The organism is Cohnella fermenti (assembly GCF_004801405.1).
GTDB classification, from domain to species: Bacteria; Bacillota; Bacilli; order Paenibacillales; family Paenibacillaceae; genus Cohnella; species Cohnella fermenti.
In genome coordinates, this window is sequence record NZ_SSOB01000043.1 from 53,840 (window position 1) to 77,242 (window position 23,403).

At 62.5% G+C, this 23,403-nt stretch carries 18 protein-coding genes; 13 read left to right on the forward strand and 5 right to left on the reverse strand.

From position 1 onward, the window contains the following. Window positions 1-97 precede the first annotated feature (97 nt). From E6C55_RS26105 to E6C55_RS26120, 4 genes are all read left to right on the forward strand, one after another. Entirely contained in the window at window positions 98-3,511 is a 3,414-nt protein-coding gene (locus E6C55_RS26105; RefSeq protein ID WP_168735885.1) for a response regulator, read from the forward strand. Window positions 3,512-3,632: 121 nt separating this feature from the next. Further along, window positions 3,633-4,070 (forward strand): hypothetical protein, encoded by a 438-nt coding sequence (locus E6C55_RS26110; protein WP_136372774.1) that lies wholly within the window; start codon window positions 3,633-3,635, stop codon window positions 4,068-4,070. A gap of 218 nt (window positions 4,071-4,288) precedes the next feature. Next, window positions 4,289-5,197, forward strand: coding sequence for a LysR family transcriptional regulator (locus E6C55_RS26115; protein WP_136372775.1), 909 nt, complete (start codon window positions 4,289-4,291; stop codon window positions 5,195-5,197). Further along, window positions 5,184-6,050 carry a PHP domain-containing protein gene (locus E6C55_RS26120; RefSeq protein ID WP_136372776.1) on the forward strand — a complete coding sequence of 289 codons (867 nt, stop codon included), beginning with the start codon at window positions 5,184-5,186 and terminating at the stop codon, window positions 6,048-6,050. Before E6C55_RS26115 ends, E6C55_RS26120 begins: the two co-directional genes overlap by 14 nt. An 838-nt stretch (window positions 6,051-6,888) precedes the next feature. On the opposite strand, the gene E6C55_RS26125 is transcribed toward E6C55_RS26120, so the two are convergent. After that, the gene (locus tag E6C55_RS26125) at window positions 6,889-8,640 is read right to left on the reverse strand and encodes an Rqc2 family fibronectin-binding protein (RefSeq protein ID WP_136372777.1); all 1,752 of its coding nucleotides are present in this window, start codon (window positions 8,638-8,640) and stop codon (window positions 6,889-6,891) included. A 211-nt stretch (window positions 8,641-8,851) separates the two neighbouring features. Between E6C55_RS26125 and E6C55_RS26130 the strand changes: the two genes are divergently transcribed. After that, window positions 8,852-11,662 (forward strand): calcium-translocating P-type ATPase, SERCA-type, encoded by a 2,811-nt coding sequence (locus E6C55_RS26130; RefSeq protein WP_407923769.1) that lies wholly within the window; start codon window positions 8,852-8,854, stop codon window positions 11,660-11,662. Window positions 11,663-11,762: 100 nt separating this feature from the next. Here E6C55_RS26130 and E6C55_RS26135 read toward each other — a convergent pair whose 3' ends face one another. Genes E6C55_RS26135 through E6C55_RS26150 form a run of 4 tightly spaced genes read right to left on the reverse strand, consistent with a single transcriptional unit; the run spans window position 11,763 to window position 15,216 of the window. Continuing rightward, window positions 11,763-11,936 (reverse strand): twin-arginine translocase TatA/TatE family subunit, encoded by a 174-nt coding sequence (locus tag E6C55_RS26135; RefSeq protein WP_136372779.1) that lies wholly within the window; start codon window positions 11,934-11,936, stop codon window positions 11,763-11,765. A gap of 22 nt (window positions 11,937-11,958) precedes the next feature. Beyond that, complete coding sequence (gene tatC / locus E6C55_RS26140; protein ID WP_136372780.1) at window positions 11,959-12,708, reverse strand: twin-arginine translocase subunit TatC; 750 nt, start codon at window positions 12,706-12,708, stop codon at window positions 11,959-11,961. Next, window positions 12,705-14,426, reverse strand: coding sequence for a GMC family oxidoreductase (locus E6C55_RS26145; protein WP_136372781.1), 1,722 nt, complete (start codon window positions 14,424-14,426; stop codon window positions 12,705-12,707). Before E6C55_RS26145 ends, tatC begins: the two co-directional genes overlap by 4 nt. Before the next feature lie 16 nt (window positions 14,427-14,442). Continuing rightward, window positions 14,443-15,216 carry a gluconate 2-dehydrogenase subunit 3 family protein gene (locus E6C55_RS26150; protein WP_136372782.1) on the reverse strand — a complete coding sequence of 258 codons (774 nt, stop codon included), beginning with the start codon at window positions 15,214-15,216 and terminating at the stop codon, window positions 14,443-14,445. 220 nt (window positions 15,217-15,436) lie between these two features. Here E6C55_RS26150 and dapF point away from each other — a divergent pair, with 220 nt between their 5' ends. The 8 genes from dapF to fmt all read left to right on the forward strand — a co-directional run bounded on the left by dapF (window position 15,437) and on the right by fmt (window position 23,144). Beyond that, entirely contained in the window at window positions 15,437-16,267 is an 831-nt protein-coding gene (dapF, locus tag E6C55_RS26155) for a diaminopimelate epimerase (protein WP_136372783.1), read from the forward strand. A gap of 282 nt (window positions 16,268-16,549) precedes the next feature. Next, window positions 16,550-16,810 (forward strand): extracellular matrix/biofilm regulator RemA, encoded by a 261-nt coding sequence (remA, locus tag E6C55_RS26160; protein WP_027084220.1) that lies wholly within the window; start codon window positions 16,550-16,552, stop codon window positions 16,808-16,810. Window positions 16,811-16,823: 13 nt separating this feature from the next. Then, window positions 16,824-17,459 carry a guanylate kinase gene (gene gmk / locus E6C55_RS26165; RefSeq protein WP_136372793.1) on the forward strand — a complete coding sequence of 212 codons (636 nt, stop codon included), beginning with the start codon at window positions 16,824-16,826 and terminating at the stop codon, window positions 17,457-17,459. A gap of 3 nt (window positions 17,460-17,462) precedes the next feature. After that, window positions 17,463-17,666, forward strand: coding sequence for a DNA-directed RNA polymerase subunit omega (gene rpoZ, locus E6C55_RS26170; protein WP_136372784.1), 204 nt, complete (start codon window positions 17,463-17,465; stop codon window positions 17,664-17,666). Between the two features lie 156 nt (window positions 17,667-17,822). After that, on the forward strand, window positions 17,823-19,148 hold the full coding sequence (coaBC, locus tag E6C55_RS26175) for a bifunctional phosphopantothenoylcysteine decarboxylase/phosphopantothenate--cysteine ligase CoaBC (protein ID WP_136372794.1): 1,326 nt from the start codon (window positions 17,823-17,825) through the stop codon (window positions 19,146-19,148). Further along, entirely contained in the window at window positions 19,145-21,661 is a 2,517-nt protein-coding gene (gene priA, locus E6C55_RS26180; protein WP_136372785.1) for a primosomal protein N', read from the forward strand. The genes coaBC and priA overlap by 4 nt, the downstream gene beginning before the upstream one ends. A 42-nt stretch (window positions 21,662-21,703) precedes the next feature. Next, on the forward strand, window positions 21,704-22,189 hold the full coding sequence (def, locus tag E6C55_RS26185; protein WP_136372786.1) for a peptide deformylase: 486 nt from the start codon (window positions 21,704-21,706) through the stop codon (window positions 22,187-22,189). Window position 22,190: 1 nt separating this feature from the next. Further along, window positions 22,191-23,144, forward strand: coding sequence for a methionyl-tRNA formyltransferase (fmt, locus tag E6C55_RS26190; protein WP_136372787.1), 954 nt, complete (start codon window positions 22,191-22,193; stop codon window positions 23,142-23,144). Window positions 23,145-23,403 lie beyond the last annotated feature (259 nt).

Genomic DNA, 23,403 nt, shown 5'->3' on the forward strand with positions numbered 1-23,403 from the left:
TTCGTCATATCCGATGCCCCCGATCTTCCCGTTCTGGCCGAGCGGTCCCGATCATCGCTGCGCTGCAGCGCGGCAACAATCGAAGGGAGAGCCCGCGATGCTACAATCCTTGCGAATTCGAACCTGGCTCCTGCTCCTGGCGACGACGCTTGTTACTTCGCTTGCGTGCGGGCTTGTCTACTATCAGACCGCGCAGTCGACCGTCCGCTCGAACCTGATCGACAACGCGGCGATGCGCGCGGCTGCCCAAGCGGACTCCCTCGGCATGCTCGTCCGCTCGTTCCTTAAGCTGACGCAGGCCGAAGCCGAGAGCAGCTCCGTGCGCTTCGGCGACAGCTTCAACCGGATGCTCTTCCTGCGCGAAGAGGCGAACCGGATGGGGCAATCGATCGAGTCGATCGGATACGTCGAATTGACGGGACGGTTCACGCTGTCCAGCGGCAAGGTTGTCGATCTGTCCGCCGATCCGAACTTTGCAAGCGCCGTCGCCGGGCAGACGAGCCTGACCGAATCCCTCTCGGAAGCGGGGGAGGGAGAGGAGCGGCTGATCGACATCTATCATCCCGTCAGGGACGTCAAGAACCAGGTGCAAGGCGTGCTCCGGGTGTCCTTCCGCCTGGAGACGCTATTCTCCGAGCTGACGGAGGGGAGCCTGCTCGCGAGCACGGAAGGCGCCTTCTTCGAGGAATTCAGCCTGCTTGGCGGAGCGGGAGACGTCCTTAATCCGTCCGAAGTCGCCTATCCGCTCTCGATCGAGGAGAAGCGGCGCATAGCCGTCGCGCTAAGCGGAGCGGACAGCGTCCGGCTGGACGTGCAATCGGGCATGCTCTTCGCCTGTCAAGTCCCGGGGACCTCCTGGAGCCTGGTGCATTACGCGTCTACGGACGAGCTTTTTCAACCGTTGCATGCTCTCCTGATCAAGTCGATCGTCATCAGCCTGCTTATGGAGCTGGCGTTGTCGCTGCTGCTGTTGCTGCTGATCAGTCCGCCGTTCAAGCGGATCGAGGAGATCGTCCGGACAACCGAAGAGGTCGCGGCGGGCAATCTGCACGCTCCTCCGCTGCCGATCCACGTGCAGGACGAGATCGGGGCGTTGTCCGTATCCGTCAATACGATGGTGAGCCGGCTGCGAAGCTCGTTCGATCCGCTTAAGGCGCTGACGCAGCAGACCGAGTACGGGATTATCGTCACGGATGCCGACTATCGGATTACCGAGTTCAGCGCGTCCGCGCGCAGGATGCTCGGGTATTCGGTCGAGGAGGTCGTGGGCAAGCTGACCCCGCTCGACTTCTCCGATCCGGACGACATCGAGGCGAAGGCGAAGCGGCTGTCGGGCAAGCTGGGGCGGTCGATCGCGCCGGGCATCGATTACCTGAACGCCGCGATCGGCGATCGGAATTCGTATACCGACGAGCGGGTATATGTACATAAGAGCGGCAAGCCGTTCCCGATTCTGATCAGCATCAGCAAGATTATGGACAACTCCGGAAGCGTCACGGGGTACATCGGCTTGTTCCGCGACATCAGCCACGAGAAGCGAATCCAGTCCGAGATGCTGCGCGCGAAGGAGCAAGCCGAGGAGGCGAACGCCTCGAAGGGGCTGTTCCTGGCCCGGATGAGCCACGAGATCCGCACCCCGATCAACGGGATTGTCGGCTTGGCCCAGCTTATGAAGCGAACGTCGCTTACGGATGCCCAGCGCGACTACATGAACAAGATCGCCAGCTCCTCCGAAGTGCTTCTGGGCATCGTCAACGACATTCTGGATTACTCCAAGATCGAGGCGGGCAAGTTCGAGCTGGATCGGATCGCCTTCGAGCCCGACGAGCTGTTCCGCAAGCTGGGAGACACGCTGAGCTTCTTCCTTGGCAAGGCGCAACTGGAGATGATCTTCGATATCCCGGAGACGCTGCCGGAGAGAATCGTCGGGGACCCGTTCCGCTTGGAGCAGGTGCTGCTCAATCTGCTTAACAACGCGATCAAGTTTACGCCCAAGGGGTATATTCACTTCCAGGTTGAACTTCTGGAGGCTCTGGATCGTCGAGTATTATTGGAGTTCTCCATCAAGGATACGGGCATCGGCATCTCGGAGGAGCAGCTCGAGAATCTGTTCCAGCCGTTCGTTCAGGCGGACGGCTCGATCAGCCGCAAGTACGGCGGAACCGGCCTCGGTCTCGTCATCGCCGACGAGATCATCACGCTTATGGGCGGCCGCCTCAATGTGGAGAGCAAGCTCGGAGCGGGCAGCCGCTTCACCTTTGTCCTGTCGTTCCCCCTTGCGAGCGAGCAGGAGAGAACCGAGATTCCCGCGGAGAATGCGGAAGCGGTTGTCGCCGAGCCGCTGCGGATTCTGTGCATCGAACGGCCGGGCTTGCCGCAGGATACGCTGCGGGCGATGCTGCTTCCTTACCGGGTCGAGCTCGAATGCGCAGATTGTTGGAAAATCGCCCTGGAAGCGATGGAAGGAAACGAGGGAGGAGGGAGCGGTTACGATTATATTTTCTGCAATATGGAGATGTCCGACATGTACGGGGAAGAGACGTGGCTGCGGCTTAGAAGGCTTGCCGGTTCGGCCCGAATCATCTCGATGACGACGCCTCTCGGCCGCAACGAGTGGCTTCGCATGGACGAGCGGGATCGGCCGGAGCGCACCTTGATCAAGCCGATCAATCGCCGCGCGCTTCGGGACGTGATGGACAGCTTCGCGACCGAGGAGGAGACGAAGCGGATTCGGAGGGAGAGCGGGAAGACGGAGCCCGTGCGACGAAGCGGCGAAGCGGGCAACCCCCGGGTCCTGCTCGTCGAGGACCATCTGATCAATCAGCAGATCGCCTGCGAGCTTCTTCAGGAAGCGGGCTGCGAGGTCGATGTCGCGCCGGACGGCATCGAGGCATTGGAGAAGGTGAGCGGGCGCGCGTACGATGTCGTTCTCATGGACATTCACATGCCGGGGCTCGACGGCTACGAAGCGACGATGCGCCTCCGCAGCTCGTTCAACACCTGGAGGCTTCCGATCGTTGCGATGACGGCGAACGCGCGGCTCGAGGACCGGCAACGCTGCCTGAACGTCGGAATGAACGACGTGCTGACGAAGCCGATCCAGTCCGATCTGCTCTTCTCGGTCGTCAGCCGGTGGACGCGGCATGCCAGACAGATCGATTGGCCGGATGCGCTGAATCGCGTCAATGGCAAAGAACAAATTTTAAGGCATATGTTGCGCTCCTTCGGCATGGAATATAATGGGTTCCCCTCTCAATTGGAGGGCAAGCTCCTGGAGAAGGATTGGAAGGCGGCCGCGAGGCTGCTCCATACGCTCAAGGGAATCTCCGGCAACCTGTCCGCCGCCGCCGTCTTCGTCGCCGCGGAGAAGCTGGAAGCCGTCGTTCTCGGAGACCGGCCGGAGGACGATTGGAAGACGGCCTTCGATACGCTCAGCCATGCGCTCGAGGAACTGTTGGAAGCGATTGAATGGGAACAGAGCAATACGAGTAACTTCCAGAATATAACATGATTGGGCTCTATTTATTTTTTTGTTGAACCGGCGGGAATTCGTGATGTAGAATGTACGTATATTCCTATATTTTTCATTTCGAACCAGGCCTTTAGTCCTATCTTCGGGAGGCGGTGACCCGGTGAAAGACAAACAAACGGAGCGTTGGAGCACGTACGAGCCTTTCCACATTCCTCTTGGAGACAAGAAGATCGTAGACATTATCATCACGAACCATGCCCGCTCCCGCTGGACGGACCGGGTGGAATCCTTGAAGACGGGATATGCGGACATCGCCCAGTATTTGTGGGAATGTCTGAAGGAAGGCAGAATCGTCTCCTATTATCGTCACGAGCAGGACGTCTACACGATTGACGACGATCTGATCTTCGTTGCCGAATTCGCCGTGTCGGAGAAGGACGTGGATCTGCTCGGCAATCCGCTGCACAAGATGATCGTGGTGACGTTCCTGGGCCGCATGTCGGAGACCATGGAGCTGAGGGACCTCAGAACCTATTATTCCTGGCTGAGGCACTCCCGCCGAATGACCCTGATCAAGAATAATCGCAAGAGAAGATAATCAGGAGCAATCAGCAGCAGCAAAAATCAAGGAACGAAAAGCAAGAATCAAGGAACGAAAAGCAGCAATCAAGGAACGGTTCCGACAGGCACGCCGTAGCGGCGTGCCTATTCTGTTTATGTAAGCGGTTATTCGGGAACAGAAGGAAGGAGACAAGAGGAACCTATGCTATAATGCAGGTACAGACTAGGCATAGTCGGAGAGGCGTGAGTAGCGGAATGTCGCTGAATATTCATCAATTGCACATATTTTATGCCGTGGCCGAGCGAGGCAGCTTCTCGGCTGCCGCCCAGACGCTGCATATGACCCAGCCGGCCGTTACGATGCAGATCCAGGCGCTCGAGGAACGCTTCGGCGTCAAGCTGCTGCAGCGGTCGACGAAGAAGCTGGTGCTGACCGAAGCGGGACATTGCCTGCTGCCGCAAGCGCGCAAGGCGTTCGACTTGATGCGCGAGACGGACCAGTTGATGGCGAAGTACGTGGACAATCTGAAGGGCAGGCTGCACTTCGCCGCCAGCCTGACGATCGGGGAATATGTGCTGCCCCGCTTGCTCGGACCGTTCTTGCTTCGCTATCCCGAGGTGTCCGTCAGCATGCAGGTGATGAATACGTCGGAGATTGTCGAATCCATCGCCAACCAAGGGATGGCGTTCGGCCTCGTGGAAGCTTCGACCGACGACGACGCGGTTATTACCGAGCCCGTCATGAACGACGAGCTGATGCTTGTCGTTCCGAGCGGGCACCCGTTCGCGGCGCGCGAAGAGGTATCTCTGGAGGAAGCGATCGCGGAGCCTCTCGTGCTGCGGGAGAGGGGCTCGGGAACGAGGCAGGTTGTGGTGGAGGAGTTGGAGCGTCACGGGGTGCAGGAGGAGAAGCTGCGCATCGTCAGCGACTTCGGCAGCAACGGAGCCGTGAAGTCGGCGGTCGAAGCCGGGCTGGGCCTGTCGGTTCTGTCGGTATGGTCGATCAAGAACGAAGCGGCGCTGGGCCTGCTGAAGCCGATTCGGGTTCGGGACGTGTTCTTCCGCCGTCAATTCTACGCCGTGCGCTCCAAAGCATCGGACCTGCCGATGAACGCTGTCGTTCTACTTGACTATATAAGGGGATTATCGGATGAGACAGATTGATCTTCATACGCACACAACCGCGTCGGACGGCCTTCACCGCCCGGCGGACAATGTTCGGATGGCCATGGAAGCCGGACTCGCGGGCGTGGCGATCACCGACCACGATACGGTAGCCGGCGTGGAAGAGGCGATTCGCGAAGGCGAGCGGCTCGGCATCGTCGTCGTGCCCGGAGTGGAGATCAGCACGTCCTATGACGGAACGGAGATCCACGTGCTCGGGTACTGCATGAATGTGGAGGACCCGATTTTCCTCGCGAGGCTGGCGGATCAGCGGAAGGTGCGGGACAGCCGCAACGAAGGCATTCTGGCCCGCCTGGCCGAGCTCGGCATCCAGGTGTCGATGGAGGAGCTGAGGGAGATCGCAGGGAGGGACGACAATCCGGAAGAAACGATCGGCCGCCCCCATATCGCCGATGCGCTCGTCCGTCTGGGAGTTGTCGGCAGCGTCCAGGAAGCGTTCGACCGCTACTTGGCCAAGGGAAGCGCCGCTTACGTCGATCCGCCGCCCCGGATCACGCCGATGGAAGCGTACCGTTGGATTCGGGAGGCCGGCGGCGCGGCGATCGTTGCCCACCCGGGTCTGTACCGCCGCGAGGAGCTGGCGGAGATTCTGCTCGACGGCGCCGGACTCGGCGGCGCGGACGGCGTCGAAGCGTACCACTCCGACCATACGGCGGAGCAGTCGGACCGGTACCGCCAGCTTGCGGACGCCCGCGGCAAAATCGTGACCGGCGGCTCGGACTTCCACGGCGCCCGCAAGGGCGGCGTCTATCACGGCCCGATCGGCAACCGAACGGTGGACATCTCCGTGCTCGAGCAGCTTCGCGCGGTTGCGCGGGGCGAGGGACGGTAGAGCCGCGCAAGGCCGGGGGCGGGCAATGACGCATAGCAAGGCGGGCGAGAAAAGGCTCTTCGGCGAGGTACTGTTCGCTGAAGAGCCTTGCGGCACTTGTGGGGCGGCGGGGAGTGCAGGGCGAAGCTTTGAACAAATCGGAGGACCCGCTCGATGTCGCCGCCCGATGCTATGAGTGCCGCTGCTCGAAACTACCAATGTCGCCAAAGTATCCGAAACCGCTCGATGTCGCCGCCTGGTGCTGTGAGTGGTGCCGCCCGAAACTACTAATGCCGTTAAAGTATCCGAAACCCGAAACTATCAATGTCGCCAATATCGTCGCTCCAAGCTGCCAACTCCCGCTGAAGTCCGCCTGATGCCGTCAATGCCGCCGAAGCCGCCGGACATCAGCAATTTATGTGAAAATTCACATTGGCGCAGCGCGATAATAGGTACTTTGATCGATTTTATGCGAAAAATCACATTCATAGAGGAATTCCCGGCTCGAAATCTCGTATATATGCGAAAAACCACATAAAATGCCTCGATTCCCTCCAATCCAAGCCGATGAATGTGAAAAATCATATAAAATTGCGATAGGCGCGTGGAGGCACCACGATGAGTCGCTATTACTCAAGTGCGGGCGTCCGAGCGGGCATGGTGGGCGCAGATGAGTCACCATGTTCCTAGAATAAGACCCAACCGAAGCGGCGATAGGCGCGTGGAGGGTACATCATGGTCGAGATCTGCTGCTAACATTCCCCATGTCTCGCGTCTCGTTCCCCGTGTCTCGTATCCCGTTGCGCTTTCCCGGTTTTTCGTTTCGCGTTCGGCCGCTTGCCCGTTTGGCGCTTGGCGTCTACGGCTGCTTCACGACGGAAGGGAGCGCCCGCACCGCTTCTTCGTCCGGAGTGACGTACAGCGTCTTCTGCCCCTCGTAGATGACGAAGCCGGGCTTCGCTCCGTTCGGCTTGCGAACGAGGCGGATCTTCGTGTAGTCGACGGGCACGCCGCTCGACTCCTTCGCCTTGCTGAAGTAAGCGGCGAGCATCGCCGCCTCGCGCAGCGTCTCGTCCCCGTAGCCGGTGCCGCGGATGAGCACGTGCGAACCCGGAATGTCCTTCGTGTGCAGCCAGGTGTCGTTCGACTGGCCGAGCCGGTTCGTCACGTAGTCGTTCTGCGTGTTGTTCTTGCCGACGTAGATCGGCACGCCTTCGCTCGACGTGTAGCAGAGCAGGAACGGCCGGTCGTTGCGCTTCTTCTTGGCGCCCTTGCGCGAGCTGCGGAAGCGCAGGTACCCTTGCTCCATCAGCTCCTCGCGGATCTCCTCGATATCGGAAGGCGTCGCGGTCTGCAGCCCCTGGAGCACCGACTCGAGGTAGCGGATCTCCTCGCGCGTCGCTTCGATCTGCTCGCCGACGATCTGGCGGCTGTTCTTCAGCTTGCCATACTTGCGGAAGTAGCGCTGCAGGTTCTCGTTGGGCGCCAGCAGAGGATCGAGCGGAATGGCAAGCTGCGGCTGGTCGTCCTCGTAGTAGTCGGTAACCTCCACGCTCTTGTCCCCGCGCCGGATCAGGTGCAGATGCGCGGTCAGCAGCTCTCCGTACTTGCGGTACTTGTCCGCCTCATCGGCCTCGAGCAGCGTCTCCGCAAGCTTCTCGAGCTTCTTCTCGTTCTTGACCGTCTCGTTGTGAAGCATCCGGGCGAGGTCGGTTGTCCGCTGCCGGACGAGATCCCGCTCGGCCTTGTCTCCATAGTAGGCGTCCAAGCATTCGTGAATCGAGCCGAACGCCGTCTCTTTGCCTTGCAGATGCGTCAGACGGATGACGGAGAAGCTCGTCTTGCCGTCCGGCGTCTCGACGATCGCAGGCTCGTAGCGCTGCTCGCGGAAGTCGGCCATCACCCCGTGGAAAATCCCCCAGAGAAGAGCCGAAGAGCCGCCTGCACGATACGCCAGCTCCTTCGCGAGCAGCGGACTGATGCCGGTGAACGAGGCGACAAGCGCTTGCTCCAACGCGCGGGGAGCAAGCGCCTCTGAATCCCCCGAATTCGCGCCGGCAATCGCCGCCGCGAATTCCGCCTCGGTCGCCGCAAGCGGGTCGCTCTTGCCTTGGGCGGGGGGCGCCACATACGTCACGCCCGGCAGAACGACCCGGTGGCTGCTGATCGCCGGCGTGACGTGGCGGATGCCGTCGTGGATCGTTCCGGTATTCGGATCGTGCAGGATGAGGTTGCTGTGGCGGCCCATAATCTCCAGCGTCAGCCGCTTGATCGACAGGTCGCCGAGCTCGTCGCGGTGGCGGATGTCCAGCTCGACCACGCGCTCGAGGCCGTCCTGGCGAATCTGCTCGATAATGCCGCCTTCGCAGTGCTTGCGCAGCAGCATGCAGAACATGGGCGGCTCCTGCGGATTCTCCCACGTCTGTTCCGTGAAGTGGATGCGGGGCATCGACGGATGGGCCGACAGCAGCAGCCGCTTGCCGAAGCCTTGGCCTCTCAGATGAAGCATGATCTCATTCTCGGTGGGCTGATAAATCTTATGAATGCGCGCGCCGGCCAGAGCTTGCAGCTCGTGGGTCAAGGCGCGGGTAACGAAGCCGTCCAGCGACATATGGCACTACTCCCGGTCGTAAGTCGTAATCGGTTCTTGACGGATGGAGTCCGTCCAATTCGTCGAATCCGTTCTCCTATATTGCCACAGTTGGCGCCAAAGGGAAAGTGCGGCGCTTCGCGTGATATTTCCCTGCTTGTCTGAATAGACATAGGGATGAACGGCTGTCCAGGCATCCTGGGCAGCGGATTCGCGGGAGGGGATGACCGTCGTGGAAGCGAAGGCTTGGCACCAGCTTAACGAGAATGAATTGGCGCAGAAGCTTGGCACGGACGCAAGGAAGGGGCTGTCGCCCGAGGACGCGGCCGCGCGGCTGCAGAGCTGCGGGCTTAACGAACTGGCGGAGAAGCAAGGAGAATCGCCTCTGAAGCTGCTGCTGAACCAGTTCAAGGACTTTATGGTGCTTGTGCTGGCGGGGGCGACCATCATCTCCGGCCTGCTCGGCGAGATGCTCGATGCGCTTACGATCATCGCGATCATCGTGCTGAACGGGGTGCTCGGGTTCTATCAGGAGTATCGGGCGGAGCGCTCCCTGAAGGCGCTCAAGGCGCTGTCGGCGCCAAGCGCGAAGGTGATCCGCGGCGGCTCGCTGGAGATCGTGCCGGCAAGCCATCTCGTGCCGGGCGATCTGGTCGCGCTCGAGAGCGGGGACCGGGTTCCGGCGGACCTGCGGCTGATCGAGTGCAACCATTGCACGATCGAGGAAGCGGCGCTGACCGGCGAATCCGTGCCCGTGGCGAAGGTTGCGGGCGCGCTCTCGGCGGCGGAGCTGCCGCTGGGCGATCGCAAGAACTGCGGCTACCTCGGGACGATGGTGACGCGGGGGACCGCGAAGGGCGTCGTCACGATGACGGGCATGGAGACGGAGATGGGCAAGATCGCCGATCTGATCCAGCAGACGGAGGAGGCGGAGACCCCTCTTCAGAAGAGGCTGGAGCAATTGGGCAAAATTCTCATCGGATTGGCGCTCGCCCTCACGGTCGTCGTCGTGCTCGCCGGGATTCTGCACGGTCAGCCGCTCTACGGCATGTTCCTCGCGGGGGTGAGTCTGGCGGTGGCGGCCATTCCCGAAGGGCTTCCCGCCATCGTCACGATCGCTCTCGCCCTCGGCGTCCAGCGGATGATCAAGCGCCGGGCCATCGTGCGCAAGCTGCCTTCCGTCGAGACGCTCGGCTGCGCGTCCGTCATCTGCTCGGACAAGACGGGGACGCTGACGCAGAACAAGATGACCGTCACGAGGCTGTGGATGGGCGGCCGCACCGTAGAGGTGAGCGGCGAAGGCTACGAGCCGAGCGGGCAATTTCTCGAGCAGGGCCGCCCGGTGGACGGCAAGGGAGACTCCGCCCTCAAGCGGCTGACGCAGGTGGCGGCGCTCTGCAACAACGCCGAGCTGCAGGAGCAGCAAGCGTCCGACGAGCCGCGCCGCCGCAAGCCGGCGAAGGAAGAGGAGCAGGTTCTTCCTTCCCGGTGGGACGTGAAGGGCGACCCGACCGAAGGGGCGCTGCTTGTGCTCGCGGCGAAGTCGGGCGTCTCTCGCCGCTCGATCGATTCGCTTTATTCGCGGGTCGCGGAATTCCCGTTCGACGCGGAGCGCAAGCGCATGTCGGTCGTCGTCTCGCATCAGGGAGGGCGGCTCCTGTGCACGAAGGGCGCGCCCGACCTCCTGATCGAGCGCTGCTCGTACATTCTGTGGGACGGCAATGTCGTCCCGTTCACCGGCACGCTGCGCGGCAAGGTGCTGCAGGCGAACGAAGAGATGGCGGGAGACGCCCTTCGCGTGCTCGGCTTCGCTTACCGCGACCTGAAGTCCGTCGAGCCGTGCGAGTCGGATGAGCAAGCCGAGAAGGGGCTTGTGTTCGTCGGGCTGGCGGGCATGATCGATCCGCCGCGCCGCGAGGTGTTCGACGCCGTCGTCAAGACGCGCCAGGCCGGCATCAAGACGGTTATGATCACGGGCGACCACCGCACGACGGCGGAGGCGATCGCGCGGCAGCTCGGCATTCTGCCGAAGGACGGCCGGGCGATCAGCGGCGCGGAGCTGTCCGTCATGGACGACGCGCAGCTCGACAAGGTCGCGGACGACGTGTTCGTCTACGCGCGGGTATCCCCGGAGCATAAGCTGAGGATCGTGCAGGCGCTGCAGCGCAAGGGACACGTCGTGGCGATGACCGGGGACGGCGTCAACGACGCTCCGGCCGTGAAGGCGGCAGACATCGGCATCGCCATGGGCATCACGGGCACGGACGTCACGAAGGAAGCCTCCGCATTCGTGCTCGCCGACGACAACTTCGCTTCGATCGTCAGCGCCGTCGAGGAAGGCCGCGGCATCTACGAGAACATCCGCAAGTTCATCCGTTATCTGCTCGCTTCGAACGTCGGGGAGATTCTGACGATGTTCATCGCGATGATGCTGGCGATGCCGCTGCCGCTTATTCCGATCCAGATTCTGTGGGTGAACCTCGTGACCGACGGGCTGCCGGCCATGGCGCTCGGCGTCGATCAGGCCGAGAGCGACCTGATGCGTCATCCCCCCCGTTCCGCGAAGGAGAGCATCTTCTCGCGCCGGCTCGGATGGAAGATCATCAGCCGCGGCATTCTGATCGGGCTCTGCACGCTGGCCGCGTTCGCGGTTGCGCTCGGCGGCATGACCGGAGACGGGGCGACCCTTGTCCATGCCCAGACCGTCGCCTTCGCCACTCTCGTGCTCGCTCAACTCATCCACGTCTTCGACTGCCGCAGCTCCAGGTCGATTTTCCACCGGCGGTTCTTCGAGAATAAGTTCTTGGTGCTGGCGGTGCTGTCCTCGCTGCTTCTGCTGCTCGCCGTGCTGTACGTGGAGCCGCTGCAGCCGATCTTCAAGACCGTTCCGCTCTCGCTCCGCGACTGGGCGCTCGTGTTCGTCGCCGCCGGCATTCCGACGTTCGCGATGGGGATCGGCAGCGTCTGGGGCTCGTCGCGCCGCCGCCGCCGCTCGAACCGGGTCTCGTACGGCGCTTCCTCCGCCCGCCCGGTCGTCCGCTGATCCCAGCAAGCACGCGAAGAAGCCTCCCCGCCTCGGGAAGGCTTCTTCGCGTTGCGGCGCATCTGCGGTCCGGTTCGCCCGCGGCCTGGTGCGCCCCAATCTAGCGCGTCTCCTCGTCCTGCCGGTCGTCGACAATCGTTCTCGTCGAATTGCGGAATTCGCGCAGCGTGTCGCCGAAGGCGCGGCCGAGCTGCGGGAGCTTCGCCGGGCCGAACACGATAAGCGCAATCGCGAAAATAATGACCAGCCCCGAGACGCCGATATTGTTGAACATCCGATCACCTCCTTTGTCAGGATCAAGCGGGACGAACGGCCAGCTTCTCGCGCCTGCGATAGGAGCGGACGGAGAGGAACGCCCCGATCTCGAACAGCAGCAGGAGCGGCACCGTGACCGACAGGTGCGACATGAAGTCGGGCGGAGAGATGCAGGCTCCGACGACGGCAAGGCCAACATAAGCGTACTTGCGGCTCGTCTTCACCGAGCTTGGGGTCAAGAGGCCGATCCGGGTCAGGAACAGCAGCAGCAGCGGCATCTCGAAGGCGGCGCCCATCGGCAGAAGGAAGCTCAGGGCGAACGAGACATAGTGCCGGATGCCGTAGAGCTCCTGCGCTCCGATGGCCCGGTTGATCCTCATCATGAACCGGATCATCATCGGCAAGCCGACCGCGTAACCGAACGAGACGCCGGAGACGAACAGCGCGAACGAGGCGGGAACATACAGCAGCGCGGCCTTCGCCTCCGCCTTCGTCAAGCCCGGCCGGGCGAACGCCCACAGGTGGTAGCAGGCGAACGGCAGCGTCAGGGCGATGCCGATCAGCGTGGCGCACTTCATGTACACCATAAGGCCGTCGGACAGCGAGAACACGCTCCACTCGATCCGAATGCCGCCGCTGTGATTCTTGATGTAGGCAAGCGTCCCGGGAGCGGCGTAGAGCCCGACGAAGAAGGCGCCGAGGAACCAGGCTCCGACGAAGATGAGCCGCTTGCGCAGCTCGGTCAGGTGGGCGATCAGCTTCGGGTCGATGGCAAGCTCCTTGGCGCTCACACGAGGGAACCTCCCTTGGCCAGATACTTCCCGACGCCTTCCGCGGTTCGGTAAGCGAGCGCGCCGACGGTCGCGGTCGGGTTGTAGCCGCTGTTGTGCGCGAACGCCGACGCTCCGCAGACGAACACGTTGTCCGCGTCCCACATCTGCAAGTAATTGTTGACGGCGGAAGTCGCAGGATCGTCTCCCATCAGCACGCCGCCGGTATTGTGGGTGGACTGGTACGGCGTGATGTTGTAGGTGGTCATGGCGTCCCGGGTCTCCGTCTTTGTCGCTCCCATCTGGTCTGCGATCTTTTTCGTCTGTGCGGCGAGGTGCTTCACAAGGTTCTTGTCCTGGTCCTCGAAGTCGAACGTCATCCGGATGAGCGGAAGGCCGTGGGCGTCCTTGTAGGTCGGATCGAGATCCAGATAGTGATGGCGGAACGGCAAACTCGACCCTTGCGCGCCTACGCTGAGCGAGCGGTTGGCGTACTTGATCGACGTCGCCTTGAAGTCCTTGCCCCAGGACGGCGTTCCGGAAGGCGTCGGGTTGTTGGCGATCGGCCGAAGGCCCGTCTGCGTGAGGCTGATGCTCGCTCCGTGAAGGAAGCCGAGCTCCGAGTGGTCGAAGTTGTCGCCGTTGAATTCGTCCACGGTCGCGCCAAGCGCGCCTGCGCCCATAAACGTGCTGAATTCCTTGTCGTCGAAGTAAGCCGTCGTTCCGGCTCCGAGCACTTGGTAGCAATAGTTTTTGCCGATGACGCCGGTTCCGCTGTCAGGGTCGTACTTCTTGCCAAGGTCCGACAGCAGCAGCAGGCGCGTATTGCTGAACACGTAGCTGGCGAGAATGACGACGTCCGCCGGCTGGAAGTATTCCTCTCCGGTCGGCACGTGAATGTACTGGACGCCGGACGCCTTCTTCCCGTCGTGGACGATCTTCGTCACGTTGGAGAACGTGCGGATCTCCAGCTTGCCCGTATTCAGGGCGACGGGGAGGACGGTTACGCACGGGTCGGCCTTGGCCCCGTATTCGCAGCCGAAGCGTTCGCAGTACCCGCAATACTGGCAGGCGGCGCGCTCGATGCCGTCCGGGTTCGTGTAATTGTCCGCCAGGTTGGCCGAGGGCATCGTGTACGCTTGGAAGCCCGCCTTGGCCGCGGCGTCGCGGAACAGCTTGACTGCGGGCGATTGCTTCATCGGCCCGATGGGGAACGGCTGCGACATCTTGCCGACGTGATCGACCGTCGTCGGGTCGCCGGAGATGCCGGCCATCTGCTCGAACTTGACGAAGTAAGGCTCAAGCTCGTCGTAGGTGATTCCCCAGTCCTGAATCGTCATCCCCTCGGGAATCTTGCCCGCTCCGTAACGCTCGACGGTCTTCGACTTGATCTGGAAGTCGTACGGCAGGAAGCGGAAGTATTGCCCGTTCCAGTGAACCCCGGCTCCGCCGAGGCCGTTGCCGAGCAGGAAGGAGCCGTACGTGCGCATCGGCAGCGCCGTAATCTTCTCGTTGTTGCGATAGGTGACGGTCTCCTTGGACAAGTCCTGCATCAGCTCGTAGCGATTGGCGTAGCGGAGCTCGTCGTGAACGTGGTAATAGTCCGCCGTGGAGCGGGACTTGCCGCGCTCGAAGCCGACGACGTCATGTCCCGCCTTGGTCAATTCGGCGGCGATGACGCCGCCGACCCACCCCATGCCGACGATTGCGACGGTTGCCTTGGGCATATTCGTAGCCATGCGCATATTCCTCCCGTTACGAGGTCAGATGATCGTGAAGGCTCTGCGGCTCGTATTTGACGAGGCCGTCCTTCTCGATTGCGTCGTAGTAGCTCATTTGGTTGCCGGGATAACTTTTCATTTTCCACCCTGTCATGTTCTTGTTGCCCCCGTACAGCGGATCGGCGTACACGCCTTCAATCGTCAGATTGCGCAGCATGGTGAAGAAGGTGGCCGCGGGAATTCCCTTCAGCTCGACCTCGTTCGCCTCGAACGCGGAGAGCACTTCATCCTGAAGGTCCTCGGACAGCTTCACGAAGGCGCTCTGGTGCTTGTCCTGGCTGTATTCGTCAAGCGCGTCAAGCCCGAGCGCCATGAGCTCCTGCCGCTTGAAGGCGAGCTGGTAGCCCTGATACGCTTCGGCCGTCTGGAACGGCGGCGTCATGTAGTCCCGGGCGTTCGTGCCGTACATGCCGGCCATCTGGTGATCGATGAAGAACGCGGCTCCGAGATCCTTCGCTCCGGGACCGAGGTCGTCCGTGGGGAAGATCCGTTCGGCCGCCGCCTCCGCCGTCTGGAACTGCTCCTGGTTGAAGAACATGAGCGCCTGGTTGTAGTCCCGTTCGTTGGAAGCGGCCGGCGCGCTGCCCGACGGAGAAGGGGCGGGTTCTTCCTTCGCGTTCTTCGCCTGCGAGCCGATAAGCCCCCCGACCACGCCGCCGACGACAAGGCCTCCCACGGCCGTGCCCGTATACTTGAGGAACCTGCGCCTCGATTCGTCCTGCGGCCGATCCGCTCCATCCTTGGCCATGCGGTATCCCATCCTTTCCTTATAGCGTGCGAATGTTGGAAGTTGGTCGTAAGGTTTCCTGCGGCGGCAGATCCTATCCAAGTTCCGTCCCAACTGTGCAAAAGTGCAAATAAGTTCCGTTTTGCTGTATGCGCAATCGCCGGAGATTGCGATAAGATAGTGGACATGAAGGCATAACGCGGAACTCGCCAGGGGCGATGAGCTTGAGGAGGATTTATCGATGCAATTTACGAAAATGAACGGTCTCGGCAACGACTTTATCATTGTGGATGGGGAGACGGAGCTGCCGGGGAACGCGTCGGAGCTGGCGCTGAAGCTGTGCAATCGCTTCTTCGGCATCGGGGCGGACGGGCTGGTCTACATCCTTCCTTCCGAGCAGGCGGACTTCAAGATGAGAATCATCAATTCCGACGGCTCGGAGGCGGAGCAATGCGGCAATGCGATCCGCTGCGTGGCCAAGTACGTCTACGACAATGGCCTGACGGCCAAGACGAACCTCACGATCGAGACGATCGGCGCGGGCGTGCAGCCGCTGCAGCTCACGGTCGAGGGCGGCAAGGCGAATCTTGTGCGCGTGGACATGGGGGCGCCGATCTTAAACGGGCTGGACGTGCCGACGACGGTCGACGCCAATCCGGTCATCGGCCACAAGGTCGAGATCGACGGCCGCGAATTCGCGTTCACGGCCGTGTCGATGGGCAATCCGCATGCGGTCATCTACGTTGACGATGCGGTGGGCTTCGACCTGGCGAAGTGGGGGCCGAAGCTGGAGACGCATCCGCTGTTCCCGCGCAAGATCAACGTGGAATTCGCCAAGGTGAATTCGCGCGGCCAGGTGGACATGCGCGTCTGGGAGCGCGGCGCGGGCCCGACGCTCGCCTGCGGAACCGGTGCGTGCGCGACGCTTGTGTCGTCCGTGCTGAACGGGCTGACCGACCGCACGGCGACGATCTCGCTGGCGGGCGGCGACCTGTTCATCGAGTGGAACGAAGCTGACGGCCACGTCTACATGACGGGACCGGCCGAGATCGTGTTCAAGGGGCTTGTCTGATCCGCCTCGCCCAATCAGTGGATGCTTACGTGCAAGAAGGCGGGCCGCTCCGGCCCGTCTCTTTCTATCTATCGGTGCGCAACCTCTTGTCCGACCCGCGTTTTTCAAGTAGAATGAATCAATATGGCTTGCAACTCGGACTCATGCGCCTCTTGCGTATCGGCCGTTTGCTCTATTTGTATCCAACTCCCGCAGTATGCAAGGGGCGGCGTTTGGCAACACTGTTGCCTAGTCCGGCAACCCCGAGGATGCATGCGAGGAATGACCGGAGGGAAAAGTTGCATGGCGATCAAACTGATCAACATCGGTTTCGGCAACATCGTGTCAGCGAATCGCATCATATCCATCGTAAGCCCGGAATCGGCGCCGATTAAGAGAATCATTCAAGAGGCCCGCGACCGGCACATGCTGATCGATGCTACCTATGGTCGTCGTACTCGCGCCGTAATTATCACCGACAGCGATCACGTAATCCTGTCAGCCGTCCAACCGGAGACGGTCGCGCACCGTCTGTCCACCAAGGACGACGAACATGACGAATGAATCGGGGAAGTCCATGAACAGAGGGTTATTGTTTGTCTTATCGGGTCCTTCCGGAGTCGGCAAGGGAACGGTCTGCGCGGCGCTCCGCCGCAAGCTGCCGGAGCTTGTCTATTCCGTATCCGCCACCACGCGCTCGCCTCGCAGCGGCGAAGCGGACGGAGTGAACTACTTCTTCAAGACGAGGGAGCAATTCCTCGACATGATCGCCCGCGACGCCCTGCTTGAGCATGCGGAATACGTGGGCAATTATTACGGGACGCCTCGCGAGTTCGTCGAGAAGACGCTGTCCGAAGGCAAAGATATTATTCTAGAGATCGAAGTCCAAGGGGCGCTCAAGGTCAAGGAGAAGTTCCCCGAGGGCGTGTTCGTCTTCCTGCTGCCCCCGTCGCTTGGCGAGCTCGAATCGCGCATCGTCGGACGAGGCACGGAGACGCAGGACAAGATCGATCATCGCCTGTCCGTCGCCGTCGAAGAGATGAACCTGCTAAGCAAGTACGACTACGCGGTGTTCAACGACGAGATCGATCTGGCGTGCAGCCGGATTCAGGCGATCATCACGGCGGAGCATTGCAAGCGCGAGAGAATTCAGCATAAGCTGTTCGATGAGCTGAAGAGCTTGACGGCAGCCAATAACGGATCGGAGAGATGAGAGATGTTATATCCATCGATTGATGAACTGGTGCGCAAGGTAGACAGCAAGTATACGCTCGTCGTCGCGGCTTCCAAGCGGGCGAGAGGCCTTCGCGAAGGCCGGCTGTCGCAGCTTCCGAATCCCAAAGCGCATAAGGTTGTCGGCGTCGCGCTTGAGGAGATCTACAAGGACTACGTCAGCGTCGAAGCTATCAAGACGGAGTAGGCGCTAGGCGCGAGGAACGCCGGGGAAGCGCCCGCAAGCTTCCATAACGAACACACGAGAGAACTATAAGGTTCGAGAGGAGAACAACCCGCGCGGTTGTTTTTTTTCTCTGTGCATCTCTGCGCAACAGTTGAGGGGGGAATACGGATGGGCAACATTCTGGAAGGCAAGACGATCGTGCTCGGCATCACGGGCGGGATCGCGGCGTACAAGGCGGCAACGCTCTGCAGCCGCCTCGTCTCGTTCGGGGCAAGCGTGCGCGTCGTCATGACCGAAGGGGCGACGAAGTTTATCGCGCCGCTGACGCTGCAGACGCTGTCGCGCCATCCGGTGGCGACCGACGTGTTCGACGAGCACGATGCCTCTGTCGTTCAGCATATCGACCTGGCGGATGCGGCGGACCTGGTCGTCGTCGCGCCGGCGACCGCGAACATCATCGCCAAGCTGGCGCACGGCATCGCGGACGATATGCTGAGCACGACGCTGCTCGCGACGACCGCGCCGGTGCTGGTCGCTCCCGCGATGAACGTGCATATGCTCCAGCATCCCGCCGTCGTCGCGAATGTGGAGACGCTCGCCGCGCGCGGCGTGCGCTTCGTCGAAGCGGGGACGGGCCAACTGGCCTGCGGATACGTGGGCAAGGGGAGGCTGGCGGAGCCGGACGAGATCGTGCAGGTCGTCATCGGCTTGCTGACCGGACCGGAGCGTCTCGGCGGGCCTGCGGGGCCGCAGCCTCTTGCCGGGCGGAAGGTGCTCGTCACGGCCGGAGGGACGATCGAGCGGCTCGATCCCGTTCGCTACATCACGAACGATTCCTCGGGGAAGATGGGGTTCGCCCTCGCCGAAGCCGCGAGGGAGCTCGGGGCCGACGTGACGCTCGTCTGCGCGAGAACCGACGGTCCGCCTCCGTCCGGCGTGACCGTCGTCAAGGCGCCGTCCGCGGAAGAGATGCTCGCCGCGGTGATGGAGCGTCTGCCGGAGGCCGACGCCGTCGTCAAGGCGGCTGCGGTGGCCGACTATCGTCCGGCGGAGCGGCACGAGCATAAGATGAAGAAGGGCGCGGAGACGATGACGCTTACGCTTGTCCGCACCCCGGACATTCTGCAGGCGATCGGCGATTGGCGCCGGGCAAGCGACAAGCTCGGGACGCGGCGGGCGCCGTTCGTCGTCGGCTTCGCGGCCGAGACGACGGATGTCGAACGCCACGCGCTGGATAAGCTTGCGCGCAAGCGCTGCGACCTGATCGTCGCGAACGATGTGTCGGCGCAAGGGGCGGGGTTCGGCTCCGACACGAACATCGTGCAGGTCTATGGGAAGGAAGGGCTTGTCCTCTCTCTGGAGCAGCAATCGAAGCGCCTTGTCGCGGAACGGCTGTGGCAGTTGATCGCGCAGCGGGCGGGTTGGAGCGCGGACGGGGATCGGAACCAGGATCAAGACGGGGTTCGGGCTCGGGAGCGGGACGAAGGAGCGGCTCCGCTATGAGCGTAGCCCGCGTCATCGTCGACGTGCCGAGCCGGGACACCGATCGGCCGTTCGATTATTCGATCCCGGAGCGTCTGCGCGGCTGGACGGAGGTCGGCAGCCGGGTTGCCGTCCCGTTCGGCAACCGGACGCTGCAGGGCATCGTCGTCGGGCTGCCCGACGAACCGGAAGCGGGACCTGCGGGAGGGCGGAGGCTGAAGGAGCTGATCGACGTGCTCGATGCCTTGCCTCCCTTGTCGGCGGAATTGGTCGAGTTGGGCGAGTGGATGAGCAGGCGATGGGTATGCCCGCTGACGGTCGCGCTTCAAGCCATGCTTCCGTCCGCGCTTAAGGGCAAGGCGGAGAAGTACATCTCTCTGCCTCACGGCCGGACGTGGCCTTCCGAGCTGCTGCTGGTCGACGCCGGCTTCCGGGCGCTTCTGGAACGAGGGGCGCCGGTGAAGCTGAGCTATCTGCTGGAGCACTATCCCCAGGAGGCGGACACGATCAAACGGATGCTGCGAAGCGGCGAGCTGACCGAGTCGCAGAAGGTCGAGGATCGGCTGTCCGTCCGCACCGTGCTCACGGTGTTTCCGCGATCGGAGGAGGCGATGCGCGCCGCCATTGCGGAACTCGGGAAGCGGGCGCCGAAGCAGCGCGAAGCGCTCGAATTCCTGATCGCCCGCCCCGAGCCGATCCCGCAGCAGCAGCTCGCCGAGGCGGTCAAGACAACGATCGGCACGGTCAAGGCGCTCGGGGACAAGGGCTGGGTGGACATCCGCCCCGTCGAGGAGGACCGCGATCCCTATGCGGGCCGTTCGTTCGCGCCGACGAAGCCGATGGAGCTGACCCCCGCGCAGCGAAGCGCCTACGAGCCGATCGCGGCCGCCATCCGCGAGGAGCGCAGCGAGGTGTTCCTGCTGCACGGCGTGACGGGAAGCGGCAAGACGGAGATCTACCTGCAGGCGATCCAGACGAGTCTTACGCTCGGGAAGGAAGCGATCGTGCTCGTGCCGGAGATCGCGCTTACGCCGCAGATGGTCGAGCGGTTCAAGGGCCGCTTCGGCGAACGGGTCGCCGTCATGCACAGCCGCCTCTCGAACGGGGAGCGATACGACGAATGGCGCAAAATCCGGGAAGGCCGCGCACAGGTCGTCGTCGGAGCCCGCTCGGCGATCTTCGCCCCGTTCGCGCGAATCGGGCTGATCGTGATCGACGAGGAGCACGAGACGACCTACAAGCAGGAGGAGAGCCCGAAGTACCACGCGCGGGACGTCGCGGCGGAGCGGGCGCGCCTGCACGGGGCCGCCGTCGTCCTCGGCTCGGCGACGCCGTCGCTCGAGACGTATTCGGCCGCCGTCCTGCCGGGCGACCGGGATGCCGCCGCCGGCCGCTCCTGGACGCCGGTCTATGTGCCGCTGCCGGAGCGGGTGGCGGCGCGGCCGCTGCCGAAGGTGAGCCTTGTCGACATGCGCGAGGAACTGCGGCTGGGCAACCGGGCGATGTTCAGCAGAGCCCTGTCCCAAGGGATCGAAGATCGGCTCGGGCGGCAGGAGCAGATTGTTCTGCTGCTCAACCGCAGAGGGTATTCCACCTTCGTGATGTGCCGCTCGTGCGGCTATACGGCATCCTGTCCGCATTGCGACATCGCGCTTACGTACCACCGCGGATCGAACAACCTGCGCTGTCATTACTGCGGCTACGCCGAGCGCGAGCCGGAGGCGTGCCCTTCTTGCCAGAGCCCGCATATCCGCTTCTTCGGAACGGGAACGCAGAAGGTGGAAGAAGCGCTGGCGAACACGTTCCCCGGCATCCGGGTCATCCGCATGGATGTCGATACGACAACGGAGAAGGGATCGCACGAGAAGTGGCTCTCCCAGTTCCGCGACCGGAAGGCGGACGTGCTGCTAGGCACCCAGATGGTGGCCAAAGGGCTTGATTTTCCGCTAGTGACGCTTGTCGGAGTGCTCGCTGCGGATTCGGCGCTGAAGCTGCCGGACTTCCGCTCTCCGGAGAGAACGTTCCAGTTGCTGACGCAGGTTGCGGGCCGGGCCGGCCGCCACGAGCTTCCGGGGGAAGTCATCATCCAGACTTACGAGCCGGAGCATCCGTGCATCGCCGCCGTGCAGGGCCACGACTATGCCGCCTTCACCGAGCAGGAATTGCGGCATCGCCGGGTGCTCGGGTACCCCCCGTTCGGCAGGCTGATCACGATCACTCTCTCGCATGAGCAGGTTCCGCTGCTTCATACGCTCGGCGAGTCGATCGCCTCGAAGCTTCGCGCGCGGGCGGCTTCCGAAGGCGTGCGGCAGACGGTGGCCAGCGGCACGGGAGCGTCGCTGGAGGTGCTCGGGCCGGTTCCGTCGCCGATTCCGAGGCTGAAGGATCGCTACCGGTATCAATGTATGGTAAAATATCGGGGAGAAGTCGACGCGGTCGGCTGGACGGCGGACGCATTGCGGGAGCTGGCCGAGACGATCAAGCGCTCGGGAGCGACCGTTGGCGTAGACGTCGATCCTCAGATGATGCTATAGTTCGCTACTTAACGTATATCTTAATAAAGGAATGATGATTGCATGTCCATTCGTCTTATTGTGAAGCATCCGGACGATGTTCTGCGCGAGCCGGCCAATACCGTAACGAAATTCAACTCCAACCTGCACAAGCTGCTCGACGATATGGCGGAGACGATGTACGACGCGGACGGCGTCGGACTCGCCGCGCCGCAGGTCGGAATCTCGAAGCGGGTCATCGTTGTCGACGCGGACGAAGAGCACGGGCTGATCGAGCTTGTCAATCCGGAGATCGTCTCGAAGGAAGGCGAGCAATTAGGACCGGAAGGCTGCCTCAGCATTCCGGGGCTCCAAGGCGACGTTCGCCGCGCGCTGCGCGTGACGATTCGGGGGCAGGATCGCCACGGCAATCCCGTCGAATATAGCGGCTCGGAGCTGCTCGCCCGGGCGTTCCAGCACGAGGTCGACCATCTGAACGGCGTGCTGTTCATCGACCTGGCGGAGTCGGTGTACGAGCGCAAGGCAGTTCCCGAGCAAAGCGAGGAATAAGATGAGAATCGTATTCATGGGAACGCCGGCCTTCGCCGTGCCTTCGCTTATCGCGCTGCTCGACAACGGCTATGACGTCGTCGGCGTCGTGACGCAGCCGGATCGGCCGAAGGGACGGAAGCGGGAGCTCACGCCTCCGCCGGTGAAGGCCGTTGCGCAGGAGCGGGGAATTCCGGTGCTTCAGCCCGAGCGGATGAGGGCTCCGGAGGCGGCGGAAGCGGTCGCTGCGCTTCGTCCCGACCTGATCGTAACGGCCGCGTACGGCCAGATTCTGCCTAAGGCCGTGCTCGAGACGCCGAGATTGGGCTGCGTGAACGTACACGGTTCGCTGCTGCCCCGCTACCGGGGCGGAGCTCCGATCCAGCGTTCGATCATCAACGGAGAGAGCGTGACGGGCGTCACCCTCATGTTCATGGCCGCCGGTCTGGACACGGGGGACATGATCGACCGCGTCGAGGTCGCGATTGACGACGCGGACACGTCCGGCACGATGTTCGAGAAGCTGAGCCTCGCCGGAGCGAAGCTGCTGCTCGAGTGGCTTCCCGGCCTCGAAGCGGGAACGGCTCCGCGCGAGCGGCAGGACGAGGCGCGTGCGACGTTCGCGCCCAACCTGACCCGCGACGACGAGCGGCTCCGTTGGGAGCAGCCTTCGCGTGCGCTGTTTAACCGGATTCGCGGCTTGTATCCGATGGCCGGAGGCTTCACGACGCTGGGCGGAGAAGTGTTCAAGGTGTGGGGCTGCCGCGTGCCGGAGGAAGCGGATCTCAAGCTGTCCGCATCGTGGCGGGATGCTGCGCCGGGCTCCGTGCTCGAGACGGGGGCGTTCGGCATTCGCGTACGGACCGGAGACGGAAGTATCGTGTTGACTGAGGTGCAGCCGGCGGGCAAGAAGGCGTTGCCGGCCGCGGACTTCGCGCGGGGGGCGAGGCTTGCCCCGGGTACGGTGCTCGGTTAGTCGAGCGCCGTATTTTGCGTTTGCGGTGTGCGTGGGATCTCAGGCGATTGCGCAAAGGGTTATACGGCGATTGTATGCGGTTTTTCGCATAGAAGTGGCTGTGCGAGGTAGTTGGGTGGCAATTGTATGCGGTTTTTCGTTACTACTTAGGTACCCCCTAACGGAATATTTAGCTCAGCTGTAACAATTGACCTTTCAACAGCCGACAAAGTAGAAAGAAGTTATGACGGACAGAGGAGTGAGCGCAAATGGAGCAGAC

Excerpts from the sequence above, each read along its gene's own strand:
- gmk (WP_136372793.1), top strand. The coding sequence starts at position 16,824 with ATGAACAGAGGGTTATTGTTTGTCTTATCGGGTCCTTCCGGAGTCGGC.
- E6C55_RS26120 (WP_136372776.1), top strand. The coding sequence starts at position 5,184 with ATGAGACAGATTGATCTTCATACGCACACAACCGCGTCGGACGGCCTT.
- dapF (WP_136372783.1), top strand. The coding sequence starts at position 15,437 with ATGCAATTTACGAAAATGAACGGTCTCGGCAACGACTTTATCATTGTG.
- remA (WP_027084220.1), top strand. The coding sequence starts at position 16,550 with ATGGCGATCAAACTGATCAACATCGGTTTCGGCAACATCGTGTCAGCG.
- E6C55_RS26115 (WP_136372775.1), top strand. The coding sequence starts at position 4,289 with ATGTCGCTGAATATTCATCAATTGCACATATTTTATGCCGTGGCCGAG.
- E6C55_RS26150 (WP_136372782.1), bottom strand. The coding sequence starts at position 15,216 with ATGGCCAAGGATGGAGCGGATCGGCCGCAGGACGAATCGAGGCGCAGG.
- fmt (WP_136372787.1), top strand. The coding sequence starts at position 22,191 with ATGAGAATCGTATTCATGGGAACGCCGGCCTTCGCCGTGCCTTCGCTT.
- E6C55_RS26145 (WP_136372781.1), bottom strand. The coding sequence starts at position 14,426 with ATGGCTACGAATATGCCCAAGGCAACCGTCGCAATCGTCGGCATGGGG.
- E6C55_RS26105 (WP_168735885.1), top strand. The coding sequence starts at position 98 with ATGCTACAATCCTTGCGAATTCGAACCTGGCTCCTGCTCCTGGCGACG.
- priA (WP_136372785.1), top strand. The coding sequence starts at position 19,145 with ATGAGCGTAGCCCGCGTCATCGTCGACGTGCCGAGCCGGGACACCGAT.
- def (WP_136372786.1), top strand. The coding sequence starts at position 21,704 with ATGTCCATTCGTCTTATTGTGAAGCATCCGGACGATGTTCTGCGCGAG.
- E6C55_RS26135 (WP_136372779.1), bottom strand. The coding sequence starts at position 11,936 with ATGTTCAACAATATCGGCGTCTCGGGGCTGGTCATTATTTTCGCGATT.
- rpoZ (WP_136372784.1), top strand. The coding sequence starts at position 17,463 with ATGTTATATCCATCGATTGATGAACTGGTGCGCAAGGTAGACAGCAAG.
- E6C55_RS26125 (WP_136372777.1), bottom strand. The coding sequence starts at position 8,640 with ATGTCGCTGGACGGCTTCGTTACCCGCGCCTTGACCCACGAGCTGCAA.